The sequence below is a fragment of the Neobacillus niacini NBRC 15566 genome (assembly GCF_001591505.1).
GTDB lineage: Bacteria > Bacillota > Bacilli > Bacillales > Cytobacillaceae > Neobacillus > Neobacillus niacini.
Genome location: NZ_BCVA01000046.1, coordinates 1 through 23898, shown reverse-complemented (window position 1 = coordinate 23898; position 23898 = coordinate 1). Strand labels below are relative to the sequence as shown.

General features: G+C 41.2%; 17 protein-coding genes. 3 read left to right on the top strand and 14 right to left on the bottom strand.

All coding sequences use genetic code 11. The annotated features are described in order from the left end of the window. Nucleotides 1-31: 31 nt before the first annotated feature. The 7 genes from BANA01_RS23725 to fba all read right to left on the bottom strand — a co-directional run bounded on the left by BANA01_RS23725 (nucleotide 32) and on the right by fba (nucleotide 10860). Nucleotides 32-1516 carry a CehA/McbA family metallohydrolase gene (locus BANA01_RS23725; RefSeq protein ID WP_063254964.1) on the bottom strand — a complete coding sequence of 495 codons (1485 nt, stop codon included), beginning with the start codon at nucleotides 1514-1516 and terminating at the stop codon, nucleotides 32-34. A 54-nt stretch (nucleotides 1517-1570) separates the two neighbouring features. Next, complete coding sequence (locus tag BANA01_RS23720) at nucleotides 1571-2551, bottom strand: ROK family protein (RefSeq protein WP_063254963.1); 981 nt, start codon at nucleotides 2549-2551, stop codon at nucleotides 1571-1573. A gap of 149 nt (nucleotides 2552-2700) precedes the next feature. Beyond that, the gene (locus BANA01_RS23715; RefSeq protein ID WP_063254962.1) at nucleotides 2701-4359 is read right to left on the bottom strand and encodes a DUF4091 domain-containing protein; all 1659 of its coding nucleotides are present in this window, start codon (nucleotides 4357-4359) and stop codon (nucleotides 2701-2703) included. 78 nt (nucleotides 4360-4437) lie between these two features. Then, complete coding sequence (locus BANA01_RS23710) at nucleotides 4438-5556, bottom strand: ROK family transcriptional regulator (RefSeq protein ID WP_063254961.1); 1119 nt, start codon at nucleotides 5554-5556, stop codon at nucleotides 4438-4440. 89 nt (nucleotides 5557-5645) lie between these two features. Further along, a complete protein-coding gene (locus BANA01_RS23705; RefSeq protein ID WP_063254960.1) occupies nucleotides 5646-6518 on the bottom strand; it encodes an ROK family protein in 873 nt (290 codons plus the stop codon). 347 nt (nucleotides 6519-6865) lie between these two features. Further along, entirely contained in the window at nucleotides 6866-9973 is a 3108-nt protein-coding gene (locus BANA01_RS23700; protein WP_063254959.1) for an alpha-mannosidase, read from the bottom strand. 17 nt (nucleotides 9974-9990) lie between these two features. Then, a complete protein-coding gene (fba, locus tag BANA01_RS23695) occupies nucleotides 9991-10860 on the bottom strand; it encodes a class II fructose-1,6-bisphosphate aldolase (protein WP_063254958.1) in 870 nt (289 codons plus the stop codon). A 178-nt stretch (nucleotides 10861-11038) separates the two neighbouring features. Here fba and BANA01_RS23690 point away from each other — a divergent pair, with 178 nt between their 5' ends. Both BANA01_RS23690 and manA read left to right on the top strand, forming a co-directional pair. Beyond that, a complete protein-coding gene (locus tag BANA01_RS23690; RefSeq protein ID WP_063254957.1) occupies nucleotides 11039-11797 on the top strand; it encodes a DeoR/GlpR family DNA-binding transcription regulator in 759 nt (252 codons plus the stop codon). Between the two features lie 85 nt (nucleotides 11798-11882). Then, nucleotides 11883-12830, top strand: coding sequence for a mannose-6-phosphate isomerase, class I (gene manA, locus BANA01_RS23685; protein ID WP_063254971.1), 948 nt, complete (start codon nucleotides 11883-11885; stop codon nucleotides 12828-12830). 433 nt (nucleotides 12831-13263) lie between these two features. Here manA and BANA01_RS23680 read toward each other — a convergent pair whose 3' ends face one another. From BANA01_RS23680 to BANA01_RS23650, 7 genes are all read right to left on the bottom strand, one after another. After that, on the bottom strand, nucleotides 13264-14064 hold the full coding sequence (locus BANA01_RS23680; RefSeq protein WP_063254956.1) for an ElyC/SanA/YdcF family protein: 801 nt from the start codon (nucleotides 14062-14064) through the stop codon (nucleotides 13264-13266). Nucleotides 14065-14287: 223 nt separating this feature from the next. After that, complete coding sequence (locus tag BANA01_RS23675; protein WP_063254955.1) at nucleotides 14288-15697, bottom strand: sodium:solute symporter family protein; 1410 nt, start codon at nucleotides 15695-15697, stop codon at nucleotides 14288-14290. Nucleotides 15698-15738: 41 nt separating this feature from the next. Further along, a complete protein-coding gene (locus BANA01_RS23670; protein ID WP_063254954.1) occupies nucleotides 15739-17373 on the bottom strand; it encodes an N-acyl-D-amino-acid deacylase family protein in 1635 nt (544 codons plus the stop codon). Then, nucleotides 17366-18583: a YgeY family selenium metabolism-linked hydrolase gene (locus BANA01_RS23665; RefSeq protein ID WP_063254953.1), complete on the bottom strand. Its 1218-nt coding sequence runs from the start codon at nucleotides 18581-18583 to the stop codon at nucleotides 17366-17368. Before BANA01_RS23665 ends, BANA01_RS23670 begins: the two co-directional genes overlap by 8 nt. A 74-nt stretch (nucleotides 18584-18657) precedes the next feature. Next, nucleotides 18658-19881, bottom strand: coding sequence for a diaminopropionate ammonia-lyase (gene dpaL, locus BANA01_RS23660; protein WP_063254952.1), 1224 nt, complete (start codon nucleotides 19879-19881; stop codon nucleotides 18658-18660). A 181-nt stretch (nucleotides 19882-20062) separates the two neighbouring features. Continuing rightward, entirely contained in the window at nucleotides 20063-21835 is a 1773-nt protein-coding gene (locus tag BANA01_RS23655; protein WP_063254951.1) for a sigma 54-interacting transcriptional regulator, read from the bottom strand. 195 nt (nucleotides 21836-22030) lie between these two features. Continuing rightward, complete coding sequence (locus BANA01_RS23650; RefSeq protein ID WP_218008419.1) at nucleotides 22031-22411, bottom strand: RidA family protein; 381 nt, start codon at nucleotides 22409-22411, stop codon at nucleotides 22031-22033. 594 nt (nucleotides 22412-23005) lie between these two features. Here BANA01_RS23650 and BANA01_RS23645 point away from each other — a divergent pair. Beyond that, entirely contained in the window at nucleotides 23006-23401 is a 396-nt protein-coding gene (locus BANA01_RS23645) for a spore coat protein (RefSeq protein WP_034675971.1), read from the top strand. Nucleotides 23402-23898: the final 497 nt, after the last annotated feature.

Below are 23898 nucleotides of genomic sequence, written 5' to 3'. Positions count from 1 at the left end.
TTGCAATTTCCATCGGTACGCCCTCCTCTAATCACCAGCTTTGTTCAAAGTAAATGGGATTAGTTAGTAAAATTCTGTTAAGGTCGCTGTCAAAAGCGGATACTCTTAACCAGAGCAAATCTTCTACTCTAGCTTTTTCCAATTGAAAATCAATTTCTGCTCTGTGGCTTTCATATAAGTCTCCCAAATTGGATTCAATTCTCACCACAGCTGCGCTTGCTGCATTTTCGAGAGCAATCCTGATGGCGATTTCTTTGACATCCGTTAAACGGATACGGTCGCCGATTGTCCATTGCCCGTTAATGCTTAAAGTAATTTCCGGTGCGAGTGACAAATAACTTCTGCCCTGTTTAACCGCTTCCAAAATATCCTGTTCTTTTGCATCCCTCGCGGCCTCTACAAACAACAGTGCAGGTTTTTTCGTGGTGTTAGAATGATGCCAGTCTCGTCCGCATGTTGCCGGGATTTCAATTCCGCTGTTTAACAGCTGAGTCCATTTGGCAATCGCATCCGCACTTGATAGGGAATAGTGCGGGTCCTCAGAGTTCCATACTTCAATGAAGTCGATATATTCTAGCGATTGTAAGGCATATTGCCACCTGCAGCCTGTGCAATAAGGACTTCCAACATCGAAAGGATGAGCGATTCCAACGAGTAGACCTTGCGCTTTCATTTCTTTTAGCTTTTCATTAATGTTACTGCGGTCAATTGTGGTCCAATCCACAGGTCTCATATTTTGATAGCCTAATGTTAAGAAATGACCATGCAGTGTCGTCATCTCTAGACCTTTGATAAATTGAATCGGATAGGTTCCCGGTTCTATCTCATCAAATGCACTTAGCGTATTATGGTCGGTAATCGCCAGCCAATCAATATTCATCTTGATGGCTTCGGTGATTAACTCTGTCGTCGTATGCCGAGCGTCACTATGCTGTGTGTGGGAATGAAGCTCTACCTTTTGATAATGTGCAGGTACAGCTGGCTTTCGCTCCCGCTTTAGACGTTCTTTTGTGATATCAGCGATTTCTATAGGCTGTGAAGCGATTCGATCGCCCTTATGTATGGCCTGGATGGTGCAATTTATTTCCGTCTTTTCCGTGACCAATGCATGGAAGTTAAACGAAATATCCCAAAAACCAGGCTGAATTTCTCTTGTGTGCATGCCGGGAGTTGATTGTGTTCCGTTAATGATAATGGTCCCCGTTGATTCAAAGCGGTGGCAGCTGCCTTCATATCCTTGACTTGAGCTGGCTGAAATCGTAATTAGATTTCTAACAGAGTCAATATATTGACGGTCTGAAGCTGGCATTTGGTTGTCCTCTTGATACTTTGAAAACAATGAATCAATCTTCGCTTCTACCTTTTCTACCGTTGGCGAATAGGAATAATCAATCCTGATTTCGTCGGTTAATACAGGAACCTCCACTCTGAAAATCATGTGAGACTGATGTGCCTCGGGTGTAACAGTTAAACAATAGTTTCCCAATGTTGTCTTCTTCAATGATGTCTGTTCCATATAGAATCCCCTCTTTTCTATATTTGTCAAGAACGCCTGTAAACGCTTTCTAATTTACGATGGAAAGACCTGTTTTAATGGCTTCAACTGCACTAAATCTCTTGGTTTCGTTTTCGCCTTGTCTCTATCCTGTTCGAATGCGTAAGCAAGGGCACCAAGTGCGCCAGATTCTTCATTCATTGCGGATAATTCAATCGTTACAGGAATTGGAGTGAACTGGGCAACTTTCCCTTGAATCAAGCCAATTACCTGTGACATCGAATTGGAAACGCCGCCGCCGATAATCACCTTTCTTGGATTCAGCAGACTGACAACATTGGCGATGGCAATGGAAAGGTCCGTAATAAATTGATTCACAATGCTGATTGCATTCGCCTCACCTGCCGAAAAATGTTCAAAAAGCAGTTTTGGATCTATACCATGACTGGCAAGAGCCGTTCCTGAAGTTTTTTTCTCAAATACACCAAATTCCCCAAACATATTATCTTCAATATGAGGAAGGTCGCTGTCCCCTAGTAAATAGCCAATCTCTCCAGCCATAAATTGATCACCTTGGACCATTGCGCCATTTGAAAAAATCGCACTGCCTACACCTGTGCCAATCGCAATAAAAACAAAGTCCTCGATATTTTTCGCACTTCCCAGCCACCGCTCTCCGTGGGCTGCACAATTCACATCATTATTGACATAAACCGGACAATCGAAATATTGCTCCATCTTTTCCTTAAACGGTTCATTTTTCCATTTAAATGCAGGAGCATCAATGACCGTGCCCATGACACTATCCGTAATGCCCGGCACACCAAATCCAATCGATTCGATCTGTTCAAGTGCTAAACTAGCATTTTTTATTGATTGATATATGTACTCGTAAATCTTGTAATAATCACTCGTTGTTTCTACCTTTCGCCTATACACAATATCTCCATGGGTATCGGCAATACAAATTAAAATTTTGGTTCCGCCAATGTCAACGCCAACACCATATTTCTTCACACACTCTTGGCGGTTTGCAGCCCTGGTATTTGGTATCATATGAAATCTCCCCATTTTCCTTTGGTAAGGTTAGTTTGTTCTAAGGAAAAACTAACTAACCTTACCAAGAGTATACATTTCTACCAAACAGCCCGTCAACCTTTTTTCTAATAATTTGATAAATTGCCATTTTTTAAATATGTATCCCTTTACATTTGTTGGTACCGCTTAAGCTCACGATTGATTCTTTCCCTTTTAAGCAGGTGCCAATCTAGTTCGAGAGGATAATCAGTAAAGGTTAGTTCATGGTCCAAACCTTCCTCCAAAATCTCTATCACTCGTTGTCTGCCAATATAGCTTTCTAGCAGCTGCAATGCCCTGATGTCTTGAAAGGCGTCATTCAGCACCTCAAGCCGAATGGATTCAATCGGACCATGCTCACCCGGATAGACGAGAAAGGCATCCCCTGAAGGAAAAGAATAATTGGCATCTGTATTTTTAAACGGGTCGATCGGCTTTTTCGAATACTGCGAGTACCAGAAGTTATAGCCCCAGTGAAGGAAGCCAATCACATTAAACTTATACAACTGAAGCCCTAGAATTCGTGTTCGGAAGGATGGCATCGCAAAAAAGCGGTTGGAGACCTTATTCTTTTGGCCGTTACAGTAATAGGTCCAGAGATTTTCTACTCCCTTCTCAAGAAACGGACCGATATGGTCATTCGCCGGGATTGGGTTTTTCACAAAACCCTTCTCATAAAACCTATAATCTGAAAGAGCGTCCATAATCGGAAAGTCTGCCAAATGTTGATAGATAATTTCACTTGCACGCTGATAACACGGCAAATCCTCCCCATTCGGCTCATCTGAGATATGAAAAAAACTATTGCGCTCTAACTGATGTTCGTCTATAAATGCTACAAGTTTAGGTAGAAATTGGTGCAGGAATTGGTGATAGTCTTCACCCGCGGCATATGTTTCCCAGCCAAATCTTCGTTTGAGTTCCCCTTGTTCGTTCACCATGATTTTCGGAGCATGCTTTGCTCCCCACTGGGTAAACAAGTGCGAGAATTCAAAGTACTTGATTCCTTGTTCACGGCAAAGGGTAATCCATCTTTCCAACTTTTCAAACGAGAAGTGGTAGGTATCTCCCACCGCCTCGACATCAACAAGCTGAACAGTTGGACGTTCGCCGCCCACCTCTGTATCCAAAGGCGGAGTAAAAAGCGGGGTAAGAATCATATTCACACCGTGAGTTGCTGCAGTATGAACATACTGCTCAATTAACCTCCAATGAGCTTCACTGAAAATCTCGACATTGTAGTACGTTGCCAAGCAGTCCGTATGAAACCATTCTGTATGATACGTTGTTTGTTCCGGAAGCTCTAGCGCAATGACCTCTAGCGTAAATACCTCCCGACCGAGGATTTCGCTATTAGCACTTTCAAAGGTGATATCAATCGGATAACTTCCTGAAAGCTTCGCATTCTTTAAATCAACACTAATCCAAATGGAACGCCATTGTCCCGGAAAGGCGGTAATCCCTTCTGTTTCCTCTAGCGGGTAGAGAGGATCAGGGTAAAGTCCGGGCGTTTTGCGAAGAACGATGTCATCTTGATCGTGAACACACGGCAGCTCCGAAGGAACTAATCCTACACTTCGAACGGTCATCCACTCATTTAAGGCTGATTCAACGTTTACTTTTATCTGTTTTAGGTGCCAAGTAGACTTATAGGCAACCTGGAAGGAAAAGGTTTCATTCCACAGTGCTGTGCCGGTTGTAACCGGTTGGTCGGCCAACTCACAATCAGGGAAAACCTTTGTTAATGAACTAAGCACCCTTGTATAAAACTCATGACTCACTTCCATTTCAGCACTCCAATCTTTTGGTTGTGTTTGGTTGGTTTGTTTTCCCTCAGAACTAACGAAAGATAAAAAAAGAAGGTCCTATACTAAATCTCTTACTTTATCAAAAGAATATAGGATAATTCCTAGTGTTCCAATATCATCGCTTGCCGTCGATAATTCAATCGCACATGGAAGCGGGGTGATGGTTACCACCTTTTCAGTAATCATCGGGAGGATAAAAGAGAGTTCTTTCCCCATTTTACCGCCAATAATTACTTTTTCTGGATTCAGCAAACTAATCATATTCGCAAGTCCAAGGGAAAAACTACGGACAAAATTGTCGACTAACTGGCACTCTTCAGCTGCCAATTCAGGATATTTTTTTATTAGTTCATAAAAGTTCACGGCATCCTGTTCAAACGCCAACAAAGAAGCCTTTTTGTCAAATGTCCCAAAATTACCCAATCTATTAATCTCTTTATGTGTTGTATCTGTTTCAAAGGCAAAATAACCAATTTCACCGGCCATGTAATTTTTCCCTTGAATGAGTTCGCCATTGGCCATGATGGCACTGCCAATTCCTTTTTCAATAAAAATATAGACAAAATCATCTGTATTTCTGGCATTACCAAGCAACTTTTCACCAAGAGCCATGCAGTTCACGTTATTGTTAATAAACATAGGCATAGGGAAAAACTGTTTCATATACGGAATGAATTCGACAGCACTCCACTGCAATTCCGGGGAATCAACAATGCCGAGCTCACTATCCGTGGTGCCGGGAATACAAAAGCCAATGGAGATAATCTGCTCCAATGAAACTGGCGATAAATCGATACATTTATCGATGGAGTCACGAATAACATGGAGTTGATTCGTCGGTAAGAATGTGGTTTTATAAATCACATTTCCATCCAAATCAGCGATACAAATGTAAAGCTTGGTACTTGAAATTTCCACTCCAATACCGAAGCTTGAGCTTGGATTAAATCCTAATTCGATCGCCCTTCTGCCTCCCTCTTTGGTAGATTCACCATACCCTAATTCAACAACAAACTTTTTTTCAATTAATTCATCTACAATTGATGAAACGGTAGAACGGCTGATTCCGAGATTCCGTGAAATTTTCGCCCTGCTGATTGGCTGTTCATGGCGAATCGTTTCAAGAACTAGATCACGGTTAATTTTTTTAATTAATTCTATATGTCCTTTTTTCATCTTTAAACCCCTTCAAAAAACAATCTCGAGTAGATTAATAGTAACATCTTTATTTAAAAAAATAGAAAGGAAACTTATAGCAGGACATTTTATTCGTGACTGGCCTCTTCTAGTGCTTGCTTTCCAAGCAGAAGGGATCCGGTAATTCCAGCAAGATCGCCAAGATCAGGACGCACAATATAATCGGTAAGTTCCGGTAAGGAAACATATCCGTTCATAAACTCCGGCAAATACTTATAAATGGAGGCAAATACTTGCTGTTGGTGCATGACTCCGCCACCAAGAATAATCTTTTTCGGCGAAAGAATTAAAATATAGTGATAGAGTGCTTGAGCAAGATAATAACCTTCCAAATCCCAAACTTCGTGACGGTCTACTAAGTGAATGCCCTTTTCGCCCCATCGTCCTTCTATGGCTGGTCCAGCAGCAAGACCTTCTAAGCAATCATGATGAAAAGGGCACTTTCCTGAATAGGCATCATTTTCATGACGTCTGACAAGAATATGTCCCATTTCCGGATGTGAAAGCCCTTGAAGCAGCTTGCCATGTACGACTGCTCCTGCACCAATCCCTGTACCAACTGTAATATAAAGACAGCTATCCAATCCCCTTGCCGCACCAAGTTCTGCTTCACCCAAGGCAGCCGCATTGACATCCGTGTTAAAACCGATCGGAATCGGAAAGGCTTCCTTCATGGTTTCTAGGAACTTGAAATCTCTCCACCCTGGTTTTGGTGTGGATGTAATATTGCCGTAAGTCGGGCTTTCGTGGTTTACATCAATGGGTCCAAATGAACCAATCCCCATCGCATTTAGCGGATACTGCTTGAAAAAATCGATTACCTTTGGAATGGTTTCTTCCGGCACCGTCGTGGGAAATTGAATTGTGTCCATGATAGTGCCTTGTTCATCCCCGACAGCACAGACAAACTTTGTCCCGCCAGCTTCAATCGCACCTAACATTCCGTTATCACTCCTTTTATTTTCTATTGGTTTTTGGCTGTTCTCTCCCATTTTTGAAACAATTTATTGACTAACCACATAATCAGAAAGGCTTACGTCACATAGGTAAACGTTTTCAATTGATAGTGGCTATAGATAGAAACAAATGACAGAATATATAAAATTATTATAAACTAGCAAAAATTGTTGTCAATGACAGATGGTACGATCAACCTCTCTTCATAAAGGAGGCGTGAGCAAAACGAATGATAGAATTGTAGAATTGCCGTTGAAAAAATCACTTGATTAATTCTTGTCCGGTTCCTAAAATAGTCGGCTAGGTTCAACCCTAGCCGCTCGTTCTACTCCTATAAAATTCGAAACGTCCTGATTTCATAAGGTTTCACGTCAAACACAATCGGTCCACTAGATTCTTGGGAAATCGGTTCTTCGATTAAATTCGTTTCTACCCATGACCCGAAGCCCTTATGAACATTCAGCGTAACCTTTCCTCTTCGTCCCTCATACTCATGGACACGAATGATCATTCCGTTGCCATCATAAGCAGGTTTCACCGCATCAATCCAAATATGGTCACAATCGGCTTCTAGGAAGGAGGCTTCCTTCGTCCATTTTCCCGCGGCCGTCAAGACAGGATCATTTAAATCCCATGCCACTTCCACCGTCTTCGCTTGACGCCAATCCCCGATATGAGGGTATAGCGAATACACAAAGGTATGTGTGCCCTGATCTGCCTCCGGGTCCGGATGTGTGGCTGCTTTTAGCAAGGTAAGACGCATGGTATTTTCTTTAATGTCATAGCCATATTTGCAATCATTGAGCAGACTCACACCGTAATCCGGTTCTGATAAATCAGCCCATTGGTGGCCAACAGTTTCAAACTTTGCCAAATCCCAGCTGGTATTCCAGTGGGTTGGGCGTTTCACGTTTCCATACTGAATATCATAGGTTGCCTCGGTTGTCCGTACATCGACAGGGAAGGCAGCCTTCAATAATTTACGCTTTTCATGCCACTCTACATTTGTCTCAAAGTCAATCCTGCGGTGATTATGATAAAACACCACCCGCTGCGAAATCTCCGAATGATGATAGGTCCACTTCGCCTCAATGGCAAACGCAAGCTCCCCGTTTTCAACCACCTCAAAATGGATTAAATCACGGATTTCTTCCATTTTTTCCTGATAGAAAATATCGATATCCCACGCATCATGAGCAAGCGGCCGGTCCTCAAAAATTTGCAGGATATTTGCTTTCATACCAGCTGCAAGCACTTCACGATCTGCCTCTTTATCATAAAGCTTCGTTATTTGGCCAAACTCGTTCCACTCCACCGTGTAAAAAGGTGTTTCCAATGTACGATCATGATAGCTAAAATCCGAAGCAGCTGTCACCGCTTCCACCGGCGCAAACGTTACGGTTGCCGCCCCAAATGCTGGCAGCCTATCCACTTCGACGAGCCAGCAGTCCTCATGTTTTTGAGAGGTTAACACTTCGCCACTGCTGTTTTTCCAAACGCCTGCAGCAAAATCAGCAAATTGCGGAATGACAACATTTTTTTTGCCAGTATGCTTTGCTGTGTTAAACAGAACGACGGAACGATCCCCTTGTTCCATTCCACACTGAATGACCTGTGATTCCAGCTTATTCACTAACTCAAATGCCTCTCTGTACTCCTCGCGCGCATCCTCATACACTTCTTGAATCGAGGAACCTGGGATAATATCATGGAATTGATTGCGCAAAATAATTTTCCAGCCATCCTTGAGCACATCGTTGCCCATCCAATCGCCATTTTCAGACAACCAAGACGATAAGAATTCAGCTCTCCGATACATTAGCTCTAATTTGCGGTTCATCCTTTTCATAAATGCTTGACTTGTATACGTACCACGGTGGTATTCCAGGTACAGTTCCCCATCCCATTTATGAATATAGCTGTTTGATTCCTCGACATTTTGATGGAGCTTGTCAAAGAAAGCCCCTGCTGTTGATGTTTTAACATTCGGCATCCCTGGCAGCGTATCAAATCTGCGCCGCATTTCTAGCATGTGGCGATTGACACCTCCGCCGCCATCGCCGTAGCCGTAGGAAAGAAGCAGGTCTTTCGATAATTCTTTATCGCGATAGCCTTTCCAAACCCCTTTTACCGTTTTGGCTGTTATATAGCCGTTGTACGTATAGAGCCATGAGTCGGATGAATTCCATGGTTCTGGAGTTGTAATGAAATGCGTTAAAATCTCTGAACCGTCGATGCCCTTCCAGTAAAAGGTATCATGCGGCATCCGGTTATATTGATTCCAGCTAATCTTTGTGGTCATCATCGTTTGGATACCTGATTTTTTCAAAATCTGCGGCAATGCCCAGCTGTAACCGAACACATCAGGCAGCCATAGATAGCGGCAATCTACACCAAACTCTTCCTTGAAAAATGCCTTTCCATGAAGGATCTGCCGGACTAACGACTCGCCGCTTGGAATATTACAGTCCGCTTCGAGCCACATTGCTCCGCCCGCTTCCCATTTCCCTTCGGCAATCACTTCCTTCATTTGTTCGTAAATTTCGGGATAATCGGTTTTAATATAATCATAGAGCTGCGGCTGCGTTTGCAGGAACATGTATTCAGGGAATTGCTTCATTAAATGCAGCACTGTCGAAAACGAACGAGCCGATTTCTCTCTAGTGTTTTTTAACCGCCAAAGCCAAGCAACATCAATATGGGTATGGCCGACCGTATGAACCGTAATATCAGATGAACGTTCATAGGAGTGAATCGCCGCGGTCAGATTCTCTTCGGCGGCATAACAGGATTGATAGAATTCCTCACTTCCTGGTTCTGTCCAGTTAATGAGCATGAGCGCATCATTGATCATCTTTTTCAAAGTCGTGTACGCGCTATCTGCGTCGGACGTCTCCTTTAACACTTCGTAAGCAGCCAAAAGTGTGTAGTATAAGTTATCGACACGAGTATCCAGCCAGCCGACTTTAGCCGTTTTTAGTTTGAATTCATTTTCGACAGGAACACCGCCGCCACTCATGCCGGACCAAAGCCGAAAGTCTAACCGGAGCGGGCCTTTTACCGCCTCCTCGTCAAAAAGAACCTCTTCATGGTTAGAGTCGACACCTTGATACGGTTTACCGTTCACAAAAAGCAGTGATTCAAACCCGGAATTATTACCGCCTCCCGTTTTACCAAACGAAAACAGTCCGACCACCTGGCGTCCGCTCTCTACCAAATGGGAAACCACATTGGCATGAAGCCATAGATAGCGGTCACGCCCCTTCCAATAATCGCCGATTTTCATGATGTTTGTTTCCGGATAATCAACCGGCGGATACGTGCCAATTTCTCCGCTATCTTCATATGTATAGAATGAATCAATGGCGGTACAATCTCGATAGCGGAAGCCTTCTAATTCTTCAATTCGCTCTTCAAATTTACTTTCCGTTAAAAACATAACTCTCCCCCCATTTTCTAGGCTTTACAACTAGAGCCAAATTCCCTTATTTTAGCCTTTACTGTTTCTTTAACCGCTTCCATTCCTGGAGTCAGAATGGCTCTTGCATCGTATAAATCACGGTCATTTTCAAGCACTTGGCGAATAGCATTTGTCCAGGCTTGTAAACACTCCGTATTCACATTAATCTTGGCATGCCCAAGCTCGATGGCTCTTTTTAGTTGATAGTGAGGAATCCCGGAACCGCCATGTAAAACGAGTGGAATATCTGTCAGATCAGAGATTTGTTTCATTTCATTAAAACCAAGTTTAGGCTCACCTTGATAGGGGCCATGAACAGATCCTAATGCGGCTGCAAGGGCGTCAATACCCGCTTCCCTCACGATTCGTAAACATTCCTCCGGATTGGCATAGATAATGCCGCCGATCATACCATCCTCATTGCCGCCAACACTTCCAATCTCCGCTTCTACAGAAACACCAAATGGAAGGGCATAATTTTTTACTTCCTTCGTCAACCGTATATTTTCATCAATAGGTAGATGGGAACCATCAAACATAACAGAAGTGTAACCTGCATCGATTGCCGCTTTGCAGTGCTCGACACTTTGACCATGATCTAAATGCAGCGCAACGGGTACGGTAATGCCCTTATGTTCTATTATTCTATTAATCATTACGGCAATTGTCTTAAAACCGCCTAAATAATCAATCAATCTATCTGAAGTTGCAACAATAACAGGTGATTGTTCCTCTTCGGCACCTGCCAAAATTGCCTCAGCCCATTGATAACTATTTACGTTAAAGTGACCAACAGCATATTTTCCTTCCTTTGCCTTTGAAAGTATTTCACCCATTGGTACTAAATTTTTTACGATTACAGCCATTGGTATCGAACCCTTCTCAACTTATTATTTTAGTTATTTTTTGGTAATTTATGATTACATTCTAATCACTCAAAATCCATTGGTCAATATTTTATGATTAAATTTTGGTAAACTATTGGTGAAGTTATGATACTATTAAGATTAGAATAATTAGGTTTTTATGATTGAGGGGATTGATATGATAAAGGAAAAAAGACTAAAACAATTAGAAGAATATGTAGTAAAACAGCAATCTGCCTCTCTCGATGAGCTTGTCAAAGAATTTAACGTTTCAAAAAATACGATACGGCGTGACCTTCAAGAGTTACTAGATACTGGTGCTTTCAAAAAGGTGTATGGCGGGATCGCTGTCAATCAAAAGAAACTTGAACACTTTCAGGAACGAGAAGTACAGAATCATCATGAAAAAAGAATCATAGGCAGAACCGCAGCCGATTTTGTCGAAGATGGAGACATCATTTTTATCGATTCAGGTACGACAACGATAGAGATGCTTCATCATATAAAAGAAAAAAGTATCACCATCATTACCAATAATATTGATATCATTGTTGGATCCTTACCTTTTGAAAATGTAACGATTATAACGATTGGCGGCGTTCTTGAAAGAAAAACTAAATCTTTTGGCATAAATTATAATGTGGAAATGTTAAACACTTACAATATTAATAAGGCCTTTATGGCCTCAACGGGTCTAACACCCACTACCGGTGTGACAAATGCTTCTTTTCTTGAAACAGAATTAAAAAGTAAAATGGTTGAAAGAAGTAAAACGATCTTTTTATTGGTGGATCATACGAAATTTGGTCAATATGGCTTAACAACCTATTGCGAGTTAAACAAAATTGATTACTTAATAACGGATCGTATGCCAAGTCAGGAATACCAGAATCTTATAGAGGAAAATCATGTTCAATTAGTTATTGCTGCTGAATAACTTAATGGCCAAGTGACAAGTGTTTTGTTACTAGATTCTTCTCAAGGGATATTCGAAGAAAACAATTAATTTAGTGGAGGTCAAAATTTTGCAGCCATTATTTTTAAAGCCAGTTTTTAAAGAACGGATTTGGGGCGGTACCGCTCTTCTTAATCAGTTTGGATATGAGATTCCAACCGAACTTACAGGAGAATGCTGGGCGATTTCAGCTCATCCCAATGGACCATCCGTCATTGAAAATGGCCCATATACCGGAATAACGTTAGATGAACTTTGGAAAAAGCAGCCTCAGTTATTTGGCAATCCTAGAGAAGAGGTTTTCCCGGTATTAACCAAAATCCTTGATGCCAATGCGGATTTATCTGTTCAGGTTCATCCTGCAGATGAGTATGCCAAGATTCATGAAAACGGTGACTTAGGGAAAACAGAATGCTGGTACATCCTCGATTGTAAAGAAGGGGCCGACATGATTTTTGGCCACAACGCGAAATCAAAAGAGGAATTAATTCAGCAGATACATGAAGGTAAATGGAGCGACCTGCTGCGCAGAGTAAAAATCAAGCCAGGGGACTTTTTCTATGTTCCAAGCGGGACCATTCATGCGTTATGCGAAGGAACGCTCGTTTTAGAAACACAGCAAAGCTCTGATACTACATACAGGGTATATGATTATGACCGTAGAGATAATGAAGGAAATTTACGTGAACTTCATTTAGAAAAAGCCATTGATGTTTCCACGGTACCACACCAAGAAACCGGTGTTACACCGAAAGTAGAGAAACGGGAAAATGCTACCGTTACGACATTTATAGAATCTGAGTTTTTCTCTGTTTATAAATGGGATATTCATGGTAAAACATCATTCTCTCAAGGTCGGCATTATTTACTCGTAAGTGTGGTGGATGGTGAAGGTACCCTTATTCATGCAGGGGAGCGTTATCCGTTGAAAAAGGGAACTCATTTCATCCTTCCAGTTGGATTTGGCGAGTTTGAATTGGATGGAAACGTAGAATTGATTGTTTCTCATACATAAAAGTTCATCCTTAGTCCCGAGGTTAATCAGCCCTGGGACTAATCTATTCTTAAGGGTCTGAACCAAAAGTAGGACTTGTCCTCAAGACTCTGTATTAAGGACAAATCTTGCTTGGTACTCTGGCGGTTCGTCCTCAAGGCCCTGGATTGAGGACAAATCCTTGCTTGGTGCTCATCCGTTTTGTCCTCAAGACCCTGCATTGAGGACAAATTCTTGCTTGGTACCCACGCGTTTTGTCCTCAAGACCCTGCATTGAGGACAATTCCTTGCTTAATACCCATGCGTTTTGTCCTCAAGACCCTGCATTGAGGACAAATCCTTGCCTAATACCCATGCGTTTTGTCCTCAAGACCCTGCATTGAGGACAATTCCTTGCTTAATACCCATGCGTCTTGTCCTCAAGACCCTGTACAGTCCTTCACAATCTTCCTTACTACTTTGAAGCGTACAGTGGATTTGCAACTCTCACCAAATCTTGATATTCCACTTTTAACTCTTCAAATGCATTCAATACCTTCACAGGAATATTAACGTGTGCAATATAATTTTTTCCGTTAGGACCGTATCCATTCGCATCATCTAATAATCTTGGTATTTCTCCCATCAATAAAGAAAGATAACTTTTTAAGTCCCACATCCCCCAAATACCTGAAGATTCAAAAACTATTTTTTCATTTTTCACTTCAACTCTAACCTTATACGAAGCAAAATTTATTACTTTAACCTTTGAATCATGAAGAAATTTACGAAAACCAGCATCCATTCTGCACTGCATCGTGGAGTCTTGGACAATGATAATATTGTTAGGATAAAGATTATTTTCCTTCATAACCTCTAACGCGTAAGTAATGTTATTTCCACAATTAGTGGAATTACGCTCTAACAAAATATTGTCAATATTATATTTCCGTTTTATATAATCACTCATAATTTCGGATTCTGTCTTCCCTGCAGTTACTAATTCGGGATAAGCACTATGTATTTCTCGACGTAAAGTCTCAGTAGTATGGCCTTCTCCACCAACGATCATAAAGTTTTTGGCAATATGGTTTGAAATGGCTTTACCAACTACGTCGCAGCCATATGCTATACTACCACCAAATAAAATCAGTAAATCCGTTTGTGGAATTTGATATTTTTCTTCTAAAGCCTTACTTGTCAAAGTATCAATATCTCTTTTCCCAAGGAAGTCGCTTAATATATTTATGTTTTCTGTCATTTTATATAAATCCATTTAACGACCTCCAGAAATACAACACAAGCATTCCAATCTATTATAACAATTAGTTCTACGTATAAATCGCTTTACATCAATAAAAAAATGAGTGTCAAATTATATAAAATTTGACACTCATTTTAAGTTACATTTTTAAATGTTTACGATAGGCACGGTACCTATTAGACCCTAAACACTCCTCTTCTGCAGATTCTTCATTTAGGGTGATGATAATAGCACCTTACGCAGATAAGTCGTTAGAATTGAATGCAGTTGGTGCCTTGGGAACTCCTCTTTTAAGTTCGATCCAGTTAACAAGTAAAAAGGTGATTAAACTTGCTACACAGCCGGCAATAACAGCCATAATGCCATATGGTTCTTTTGCTAACTGCCAGCCAACCCCCGTTACGGTTCCGATGACAATGGAATAGAGACCGGCTCTTGGTGTAACTTTATCCCATAGCAGCCCAAGAATATAAGCAGCAAATGGACCGGTTGAGCGAATCGTAAAGGCAAAGACAAGTAAAGGAATGATAGCCTGACTGAATAAGGAGATTACAATTGCCACGATACCTGATAAAACAACCAATCTTTTACTTAACTTCAATTCATTTTCCGGCTTAACTTCTCTTTTTAAAACCGTGCCATGAATGTCCTTCACATAAACACTCGCTACCGCTAGCAGGTTTCCTGAAGCACTCGATAAAGTGGCTGAAATAACGCCTGATAGAAGTAAGCCAGCGATAAGCGGTGGTAATAATTCAACAGAAACAGTAGCTAGGGCATTATTCGCGTCGATATTTGGGAATACAGCTAGCGCAATTAAACCAAGGAAAGCTGGAATAAAGGCGTAAACGGACATGAGGATTCCACACAATAGTGAACCGACAACAGCTGTTTTCTCATTTCGAGCCGAGTAATACCGCTGAACGGCCTCCTGCCCCGTAGAAAAGGTCATAAAATACAAGATAATGAGCCCTATGATCGTTTTCCAGCCAATTTTCGTAAACCCTAGCTGCTCCGGCGGCAGGTTCGAAATGACAGAATCAAAGCCTCCTGCGTTATGTAACGCAAAGGGAACAGCAATAGCAAAACCAAAAACGATGATAAAGAATTGAACAAAGTCCGTTAGAGTAACACTCCACATTCCACCAAGATACGTATAAAAAACTACCACAACGCCGGATATAAGAATGGCCCAGGTTAAATCAAATCCTGTTAACACATGGACGATAGTGGCGGTTGCAGTAATTTGCACCGCAGCCAGAGCAATCGATGCAACGAAAGACAAGAAACTTGAAATAGCATAACTACTTGTTCCATATCTTCTGCCAATAATTTCTGGAACCGTTGTGGCCATCGCCCTCCGCATTAGGGGTGCGATAAATGAACAAAGTAAGATCCCAATTCCCGCTGCTACCACATACCAGCCGGCCGAAAGCCCCCACTCACCATATGCTTTTGAAGCAACTCCGACCGAGCTTCCGCCACCAATCTCAGTGGCAGCTAAGGTTCCGGCCAGCATAATCGGACCTAATCGACGTCCTGCAAGATGATAATCATTACTGTCTTTGATTTTGGTTTTCGCATATAACCCAATTCCAATCATAGCCGCCATATACACAATAATAATCGTCCAAATAATACCCATAAATCATCCCCCTTTGTATGGTTGCCGTCAAAAACGATTGATTACTCTACTGTAACCTGCTGTTTTTCCCCTGATTGAACCCCTTTGTACTCTCTCCGGATGACTTTTCCTGCGGCCTTTCGGTATGCCTGTTCCCCTTCAATCACCACTTGCCCGTTTACAATAACGGTGTCAATACCGATGTTGTACTGACGTGGCCTTTCAAAGGTTGCCTGGTCAATGATTTGATCAGGATCAAAAATGACAATATCAGCAGCCATTCCTTCTCTTAGAATCCCTCTGTCTTGAAGACCAATAATTCTTGCAGGCTGTGAGGTCATTCTGCGGATCATACTCTCTAACGGCAATACCTTTTCCTCACGAACATACTTACCTAGTATTCTCGGAAAAGAACCATAAGCACGTGGATGCGGCTCTCCGCCCAACAATCCATCACTTCCAATCGTACCTGCCGGATGAGCTAGGATCGCTTTAATCGATTCTTCATTCATGACAAAATCAATCATACCAACCGCATTTTTTTCATGAAGGATCAGATCAAGTGCGACATTGGCGTAGTCTGTTCTATTTTCCAATTCCGCAATTTGTATAATCGTCTTTCCTACAACATGCTGACGCTCTGTTGAGTCTACAGAAGTAATAATAATACCGTCCCATCCGGCCCATTTGGAAATACTATCCCAGCCTTTTAAAGCCGTGGCCATTTCGGATACCATTCTCTCTCTTAATACCGAATCTGTCAGGCGCTCGAGCATTTTTTCACTTCCTCCATCATGGGCCCATGGGGGTAGGATGGCACTCAGCATCGTACTTCCGGCAGTGTACGGATATTGATCAAACGTTACCTCTAGTCCTTCTACTCTCGCTTGATCAATCTTCTTCAAGACATCCGGTGTTTTATACCAATTATCTTTTCCACAATTCTTTAAATGGGAAAAATGAAGGTGGGCACCGCAGCGTTTCATCATATCAATCAATTCCTGCATAGATTCAAGAATTTCATCACCCTCACTTCGTTGGTGAATCACAAGCGGTACACCATATTCAGCGATTACCTTACATAAAGCCTCCAGTTCTTTCATTTCAGCAAAACAACAAGGAGGATAAATTAACCCCGTTGACAGTCCGACTGCCCCTTCTTCAAGTGAGCGTCTTAGGACATCCTGCATTTGTTTAATTTCCTCATCGGTAGCCGGACGGTTATCTAGACCCATTACTTCCATTCGAATATTTCCATGCGGGGCCAAAACAGCCAGGTTATAACTCGGATTGTTGGACTCGATTTTATTCAAATAATCGCCAACTGTTCTCCAATCCCAATCAATTGGCGGTGTTCCATTGAGCCCAGCCATATTTTTTCTCCAAGGAGAGACAAATTCCTCTGGAAGAGGTGCAGCCGCAATCCCATCCTGTCCTAGAAGGTCTGTGGTAATGCCTTGTCGAACCTTGGCCTCAATTAATGGTTCATCAAGAATGACAAGATCGGAATGGGTATGCATATCAATAAATCCAGGAGAAACTACCTGCCCCTTGGCATCAATCACTTCCTTTGCCTCCCATGAACTAAGTTTTCCGATTCTTTCAATACGCCCGTCTTTCACACCAATATCTCCGTAAAACCAGGGCGATCCTGTCCCATCAATAATTTTTCCGTTGCGAATCATTAAATCAAACATTGGTAAAGTCCTCCTTTTTGCCGCTCTTTAATAGAGATAACGCTTCCATAATTACTCGATAGCCTTCTGCTGCCTTCGTTAACTGATCAATTTCAATATATTCATTATCAATATGAGCTAAATGCTCCAGTGAAGGACCATAGCCAATGGTAGGAATATTCGCTTCACCTGCAAAATGACTGCCATTGGTACAAAAGGAATAATGGGAAAGCTTTGTATCAGCATTTAGTTCGCAAAGCCTTTGATAGGTAGCTTGGACAAAATCCTCTCCTTCATCATAAAGCCACCCTGGGAAGAAACGCTCTGCTTCAATGACGGCTCCCGTATAACAGCGCTCTTCTCCACCTGAATAGCTGACATTTGCTTTAAAACTAGGGTCTTCACCTTCTAGTTGGTCGACTAATGCAAGAATCGGAGCGAGTACAGATTCTCTCGTTTCATTCACAAGCAGACGACGATCAAAGGTGACACGGCAATAAGAAGGAACGACCGATGCTCCTGGATAAGGAGAAGATTTAATATCGGTTAACTCTAGAATTCCTTTTCCTAACACGCTGTGGTTCTGGACCGGCAGCTCTTGGACAGCAGCTAAGAGCTTCATCATTTTCGTGACAGCATTGATTCCCTTATCAGGATTCGAGGAATGTGCCGGCTTCCCAATTGTCTCGACAACAATTTCCGCACGTCCCCGCTGGCCGTGGTTAAGGTTTAAATTTGTCGCCTCACCAATAACTACATAATCTGGGCTGATGGCTTCACTCACTTTTCTTGTCGCAACGCCTTCAAAGCATTCCTCGTGGACACTGCAGGAAACAACAATTTTGCCAGGAAACCTTTTATTGGTATCTTCAGCAAAATGAATCGCTGCGGTAATCATTGCACTGACCGCCCCCTTCATATCAGAGGTACCGCGTCCATAAACTTTCCCATCCCGGATCTCGCCTGAATAAGGATCAAGCGTCCAATTTTCCCTTTGCACAGGCACCGTATCGATATGTCCGTCAAATAGGATAACAGGTCCCGGTTGATCCCCGTTCACCACCAGCATCACATTTCCGAACTCATCCATCCTTACCTCATCAAACCCACGATCCTTCGCATACTCCATAATCCGCTCAGCAACCAAACCCTCCTCCCCAGAATAACTAGGAATCCTCACAAGCTCCTGACACAACTCCACAACCTGCTGCTTTCGACATTCTGATAACATTCTCGTATACCTCCTGAATAATTATTCATATCATGTATATTTGGTGACAGGCACCACTACTGCTACCGCCACTCTTACGAATAAAGCCCTTTCCAAACGACGTCCAGGTAATGCTGGTGGTCGGTGTCTCCTTCTGTGCTGATGATTAATACTCGGGATGATGAATCGAGTTCCAGTGCCTGGCGGGATTCTAGGTTTTCTTGCTGTGTGCAAAGGTGGACGAGCAGGCCAAGTGGAACGGCTCCTGATTCTCCTGAGATAATTTTTGGATCTTCACCAAGCGGGTTTCCTAGCACTCTCATTCCCAGAGCGGAAATAGAATCCTCACAGGAATAAGCGGCCCAGGCATATTGACTTAATATCCGGAATGCCCGTGTATTCGGTTCTCCACACGCTAAACCTGCCATAATGGTATTCATATCACCTGTAACAAACTGCATGGCCCCAGATTCATTTTGAAACGAACGATAATAACAGTCTGCTAGATTGGGTTCGACGACAATAATTTTGGGTGCTTGCTCTTTGAAGTGCTCCGTAAAATAAGCAGCAATACCGGCGGCAAACGACCCAACTCCAGCTTGGAGAAAAATATGGGTTGGCGTTTTTTCCGATTGTGTCTCCAATTCTTCCAGAATTTCTTGTGCAATCGCTGCATAGCCTTGCATAATCCATAGCGGAATCTCATCGTAACCTTCCCAGGCAGTATCTTGAACCATAATCCAGCCATTCTCCTCCGCCAATCTCGCACATAATCGAACGGTTTCATCATAATTAACGTCCGTTATATCTGCCTCCGCACCTTCATTTCGAATCGCAGTCAAGCGTTCAAGGGATGACCCTTTTGGCATATAGATCACGGATTTATGCCCAAGTTCCCGGGCAGCCCACGCAACACTTCGGCCATGATTACCATCCGTGGCTGATATAAAAGTAAGTTCTCCTAGCTGCTCCTTTATTTGGGGCGACCGAAGTTCGGCAAAAGACAGCGTCTGAATATCTTTTCCAAGCACATCCGCTAGATATTTTCCAACCGCATAAATACCGCCCATCACCTTAAAGGCATTTAAACCAAAACGCTTGGATTCATCCTTTACTTTGATATCCGCGACATTAAGATAGTTAGCAAGTCTTTTTAAAGAATACAGAGGAGTATTCGTATAATCGTCGTGTGTCCGCTGAAATTGCAAAACACCCTTAATTTCTTCATTCGTAAAGTGTTTTAACTCATCCTCGTTATACTCCGAATAGTAGGATCGATTTTTAACCCATTTGATTTTTTGCTCAACTGTTTGCTTCACTCTGTCACTCCTATCTTCAATAAAACTAAAATTTCTGACTTATAAAACAATAATGCAAGTACCGTGCCAACAAAAAAATTCTTTATTTAAAGGTCCCCAAAAAAAATAAAGTCTGCTAAAGTATCAGATTGATACCTTAGCAGAAGCTATTAATCACTTCACTATGATTAAAACAGGAAATTTAGGAGCTAGTATCAGATTGATACTGAGTATCAATTTGATACTTCTTCATTTTTCTAAATAAAGTAGCCCTTCCTATTCCTAAAAGGGTACTGGCATCTTCAATTTTCCCATGATTTTGCTTAATGTAGAGCAATGCTTTTTCAATCAACTGCTTTTCCATTTCATCAATGGAATAGAACGGGGAAGGTCCCTTCTCTTCTGTTATATTCAATTTCTTCTGAATCATGGGCCCGGCCTCCTCCATCGTAATCCAGCCATTCGTGAAAAAGTTAAATAAATACTCAATGAAATTCCGTAATTCTCGAACATTTCCTTTCCATACGTGACGCTGCATGAACTCCATCACGTCACTTTCCAATCCTAGTATCTTGGCACCAAAACTTTCATTAAAAATACGAATAAAATAATAGCTCAAGTCGACGATATCTTCCTTCCGATTTCGTAAAGGTGGAATAAAAATCGGGATGACATTCAATCGGAAATATAAATCCTCACGAAATCTTCCTTCGTTCACCATATGTTGAAGGTCTTGATTCGTGGCCGCAATGACCCTGACATCAAGAGGAATCGTCTTAACCCCGCCAATTCTTTCAACTTCCTTTTGCTGGAGTACCCGAAGCAGCTTCACCTGCAGGTGCAAAGGCATTTCCCCGATTTCATCAAGGAAAATCGTTCCCTGATGGGCCATCTCAAACTTTCCAGGTTTACCAGACGGATTGGCTCCAGTAAAGGCACCTTTCTCATAACCAAATAATTCACTTTCCAATAAATGTTCTGGTATCGCACCACAGTTCACGGTAATAAACGGACGCTGTTTCCTTGGGCTCGATAGATGGATGGCCCTTGCAAATTCTTCTTTCCCTGTCCCGCTTTCCCCTTGAATTAAAATGGTCGAATTCGATTGAGAAACACGAAAAGCATATTCTTTAATTTCCCTCATCGAAGGGCTGTTCCCAATAATCGGATTAAAAGCTTTCTTCCGGTCCTCAGCCGTTCTCTCCGCTAAATGCTGAATCTCATCCACAGCTTGAATCATAAATAAATGTTCAACTTGATTACCATATTTTGAAAGTTCCTGCCTAACAATAAAAAACGATTTTTCCTCCCCATTAATAGCAAGTTGGATGGTTTTTCCCTTCCCTTGATGATGTTGAACCAGTTCTTTTAATTGCTCCTTAATAGCCGCCGGGAACGTACTCTCCGATAACCCAAGTAACATTTTTGCTTTCGCATTCATCTCATGAATTTGCCCAAAGTTGTCCATCACAACAATGCCCTGCTCGACAAGGTCCATCATTCTCGTCAATTTATTGGAGGAATCTTTTAATCTTTCCATCATTTCATGCTCATGCAGTTTACTTGCAAGTAAGTCTGACATTTTATTTAAAAATTTTAGAATACCCTCAGAATTTTCGAATAACCGTTGTTTTTGTTCCTGGTTGAACGCAAGCAGCCCAATGACTCCGAGGGATATATCATTGTAAAAAATCGGAGTACAAATCTCCCCTGTTTCAGGACAACTTCGATAAAGTTGACACCGCTTACAAATTTCTTCAAAACCTGGATTAACAATGACTACCGGGCGGCCAGTGCGAATGGCAGACCTGTACACCAAATCCCCTTCCATCTTAGTAAGAACTCCGTTTTTCTGCTCCCCCGTTCCTGCCACTCTTATAAACTGATGATTGGCTATTTCGACTTCAATCTTGAGAACAGAAGCAATCGCATCGGCTATTTGTTGTACGACCGGCTGAATAGTAAGCAAATCCAAAATAAGTTCCCCCCATATGAATTCATGCCCATTAGATTACTATAAAGTTTAGCATTAAGTAGAATCGTTTTGGTTATTTGCAGATAGATAATTCAAAAAATTTCGAAGTTTATTATTTCATAATAATATCTAGAATAGCTCTTCATAAAAAAAATGCCCCTACTAAAATAAAGGCATCTTCTTCTAAGAAAAAATTTATTTTCTTTGTAAAGCTATTACTTCTATTTCTACTAAGGCCCCTTTTGGAATTGCTGCAACTTCAACACAGCTTCTGGCAGGTTTATGGTTGGTAAAATAGGAACCATAAACCTCATTCACACTTTGAAAGGAATCCATAGAATCTAGAAAAATCGTAGCCTTCACAACATCTTCAAGATCTAAATTCAACTCTGCCAGCAATCCAATAATGTTCTTCATCACTTGCTCTGTTTGTTCACCAGCGTTTTCTCCAATCATGATTCCTGTTCTTGGATCAAGCGGCAGCATTCCTGATAAAAAAACAAATCCATTGGCAATAATCGCTTGAGAATATGGACCTACAGCTGCTGGGGCGTTTTCTGTCTGTACTTTGGTTATCATAGTAGAACTCCTCCTTTTGTATTCATTTAAATTCATGCAAATTCTGTGCCACTTGGATTCTACGAAATCAAAAAAGTTTTCTTATAGCTAGAAATGCATATATATCTATTAATTTTTTTCAAAAGGGCTAGCCAATTCCAGCTAATTTGTCGATAATAGTAATGCAGCTTGTTACTCCTAAGCAAGTTGCTAGTAATATTTCACTAGGGCTGTCTATTTAAAGACAGCTCTTTTTATTTGAATATAATTTGTTTCTCGCATGAGACAAAAATTTGAGCTTATTACTTAGTATAATCCAGCAATGGTACAAATATATTCAAAGACATAGTCAGGACATTAACCTAAAATCTTTATTGCATTCAATTTTTTTGAATGTAAATAGAGCCAAAATAAGCAAGTAGTGTATAAAAACTTGCATATTTTAGGCTCTATATTTTTCTTAAGTACTTTTCTTTAAATAGAATAGAATGTCGACATTATTTATAATATGTAGCACAAAAATTCCATGTTTTAATCAGGAAGATTGTCCAATCTAAACAGCCTTCAAATGAATAGATTATGGTGTAATCTAATTATTAGGAGGGAAAAAAATTGAATCAAAACACTAACGACAAAGACGTTAAGCTTGAGGATAAAGAATTTTTCAAAAATAGGGTAGAAAATGCCCAAACTGAATATCAAGGATTAGTGATTAAAAAATCACACAACATTGAAGTTGTTCAAACTGAAGCACAAGGTTTACTATTGGTACAAGCATCACTTAAAGCTGCAATTGAAGCAGTTGTAGTTGTCCTTGGTAAAGATGACACTGATGTGAAAAATTTAGAAAAGATCTCTCAATCTATTGAAAACTTTCAAATACAACAACAGTCGATTCACATTGAAGAATCTGATGGAATAAAAGTGACTCAAACGGAACTTCAATTTGAAGCCGTAGTTCAAGCAGTAGTGAAACTTTTAACACAATTAGCTGTAAGGATTAGATAATAATAACCCCCTAGCACATGCGACTTTGAGGCTCCTTTACGAGCCTTTTTTTTGCGAGTAATTCATTTCCATCTAGAACTATAGTAATTATAATTTTATTTTACTTTTGCTTTAGGGCTAGATGATCATTACTAATAGTTTCAGTTTGCTATTCATTTGTACTTCGCATTTTTCGTCATTATCGAATTTTTGAAGTTTTGTGAAACATCTCCATTTTTATCTCTTTCAATATTTAGTCAAGCTGCATATTATAATCATGGGTACGTAGGTGGTAATTGGTATATTTTACTCCTTTTTGAAAGCGTCTTTGTAGACGCTTTTTATTATGAGAACCAGGAAGCACCACGCTTCCATGTTACTGCTTGTTTTTCTAAGCAAACATCATTTGGCAACTGATTAATGAAAAGTTGCCATTTCATTATTAGTTGAAATGGCAGATTCCATATCGTAAATTCGAAAAAACCATCCGTGCTCATTAAAGCCGTCCGAAGTCGTGT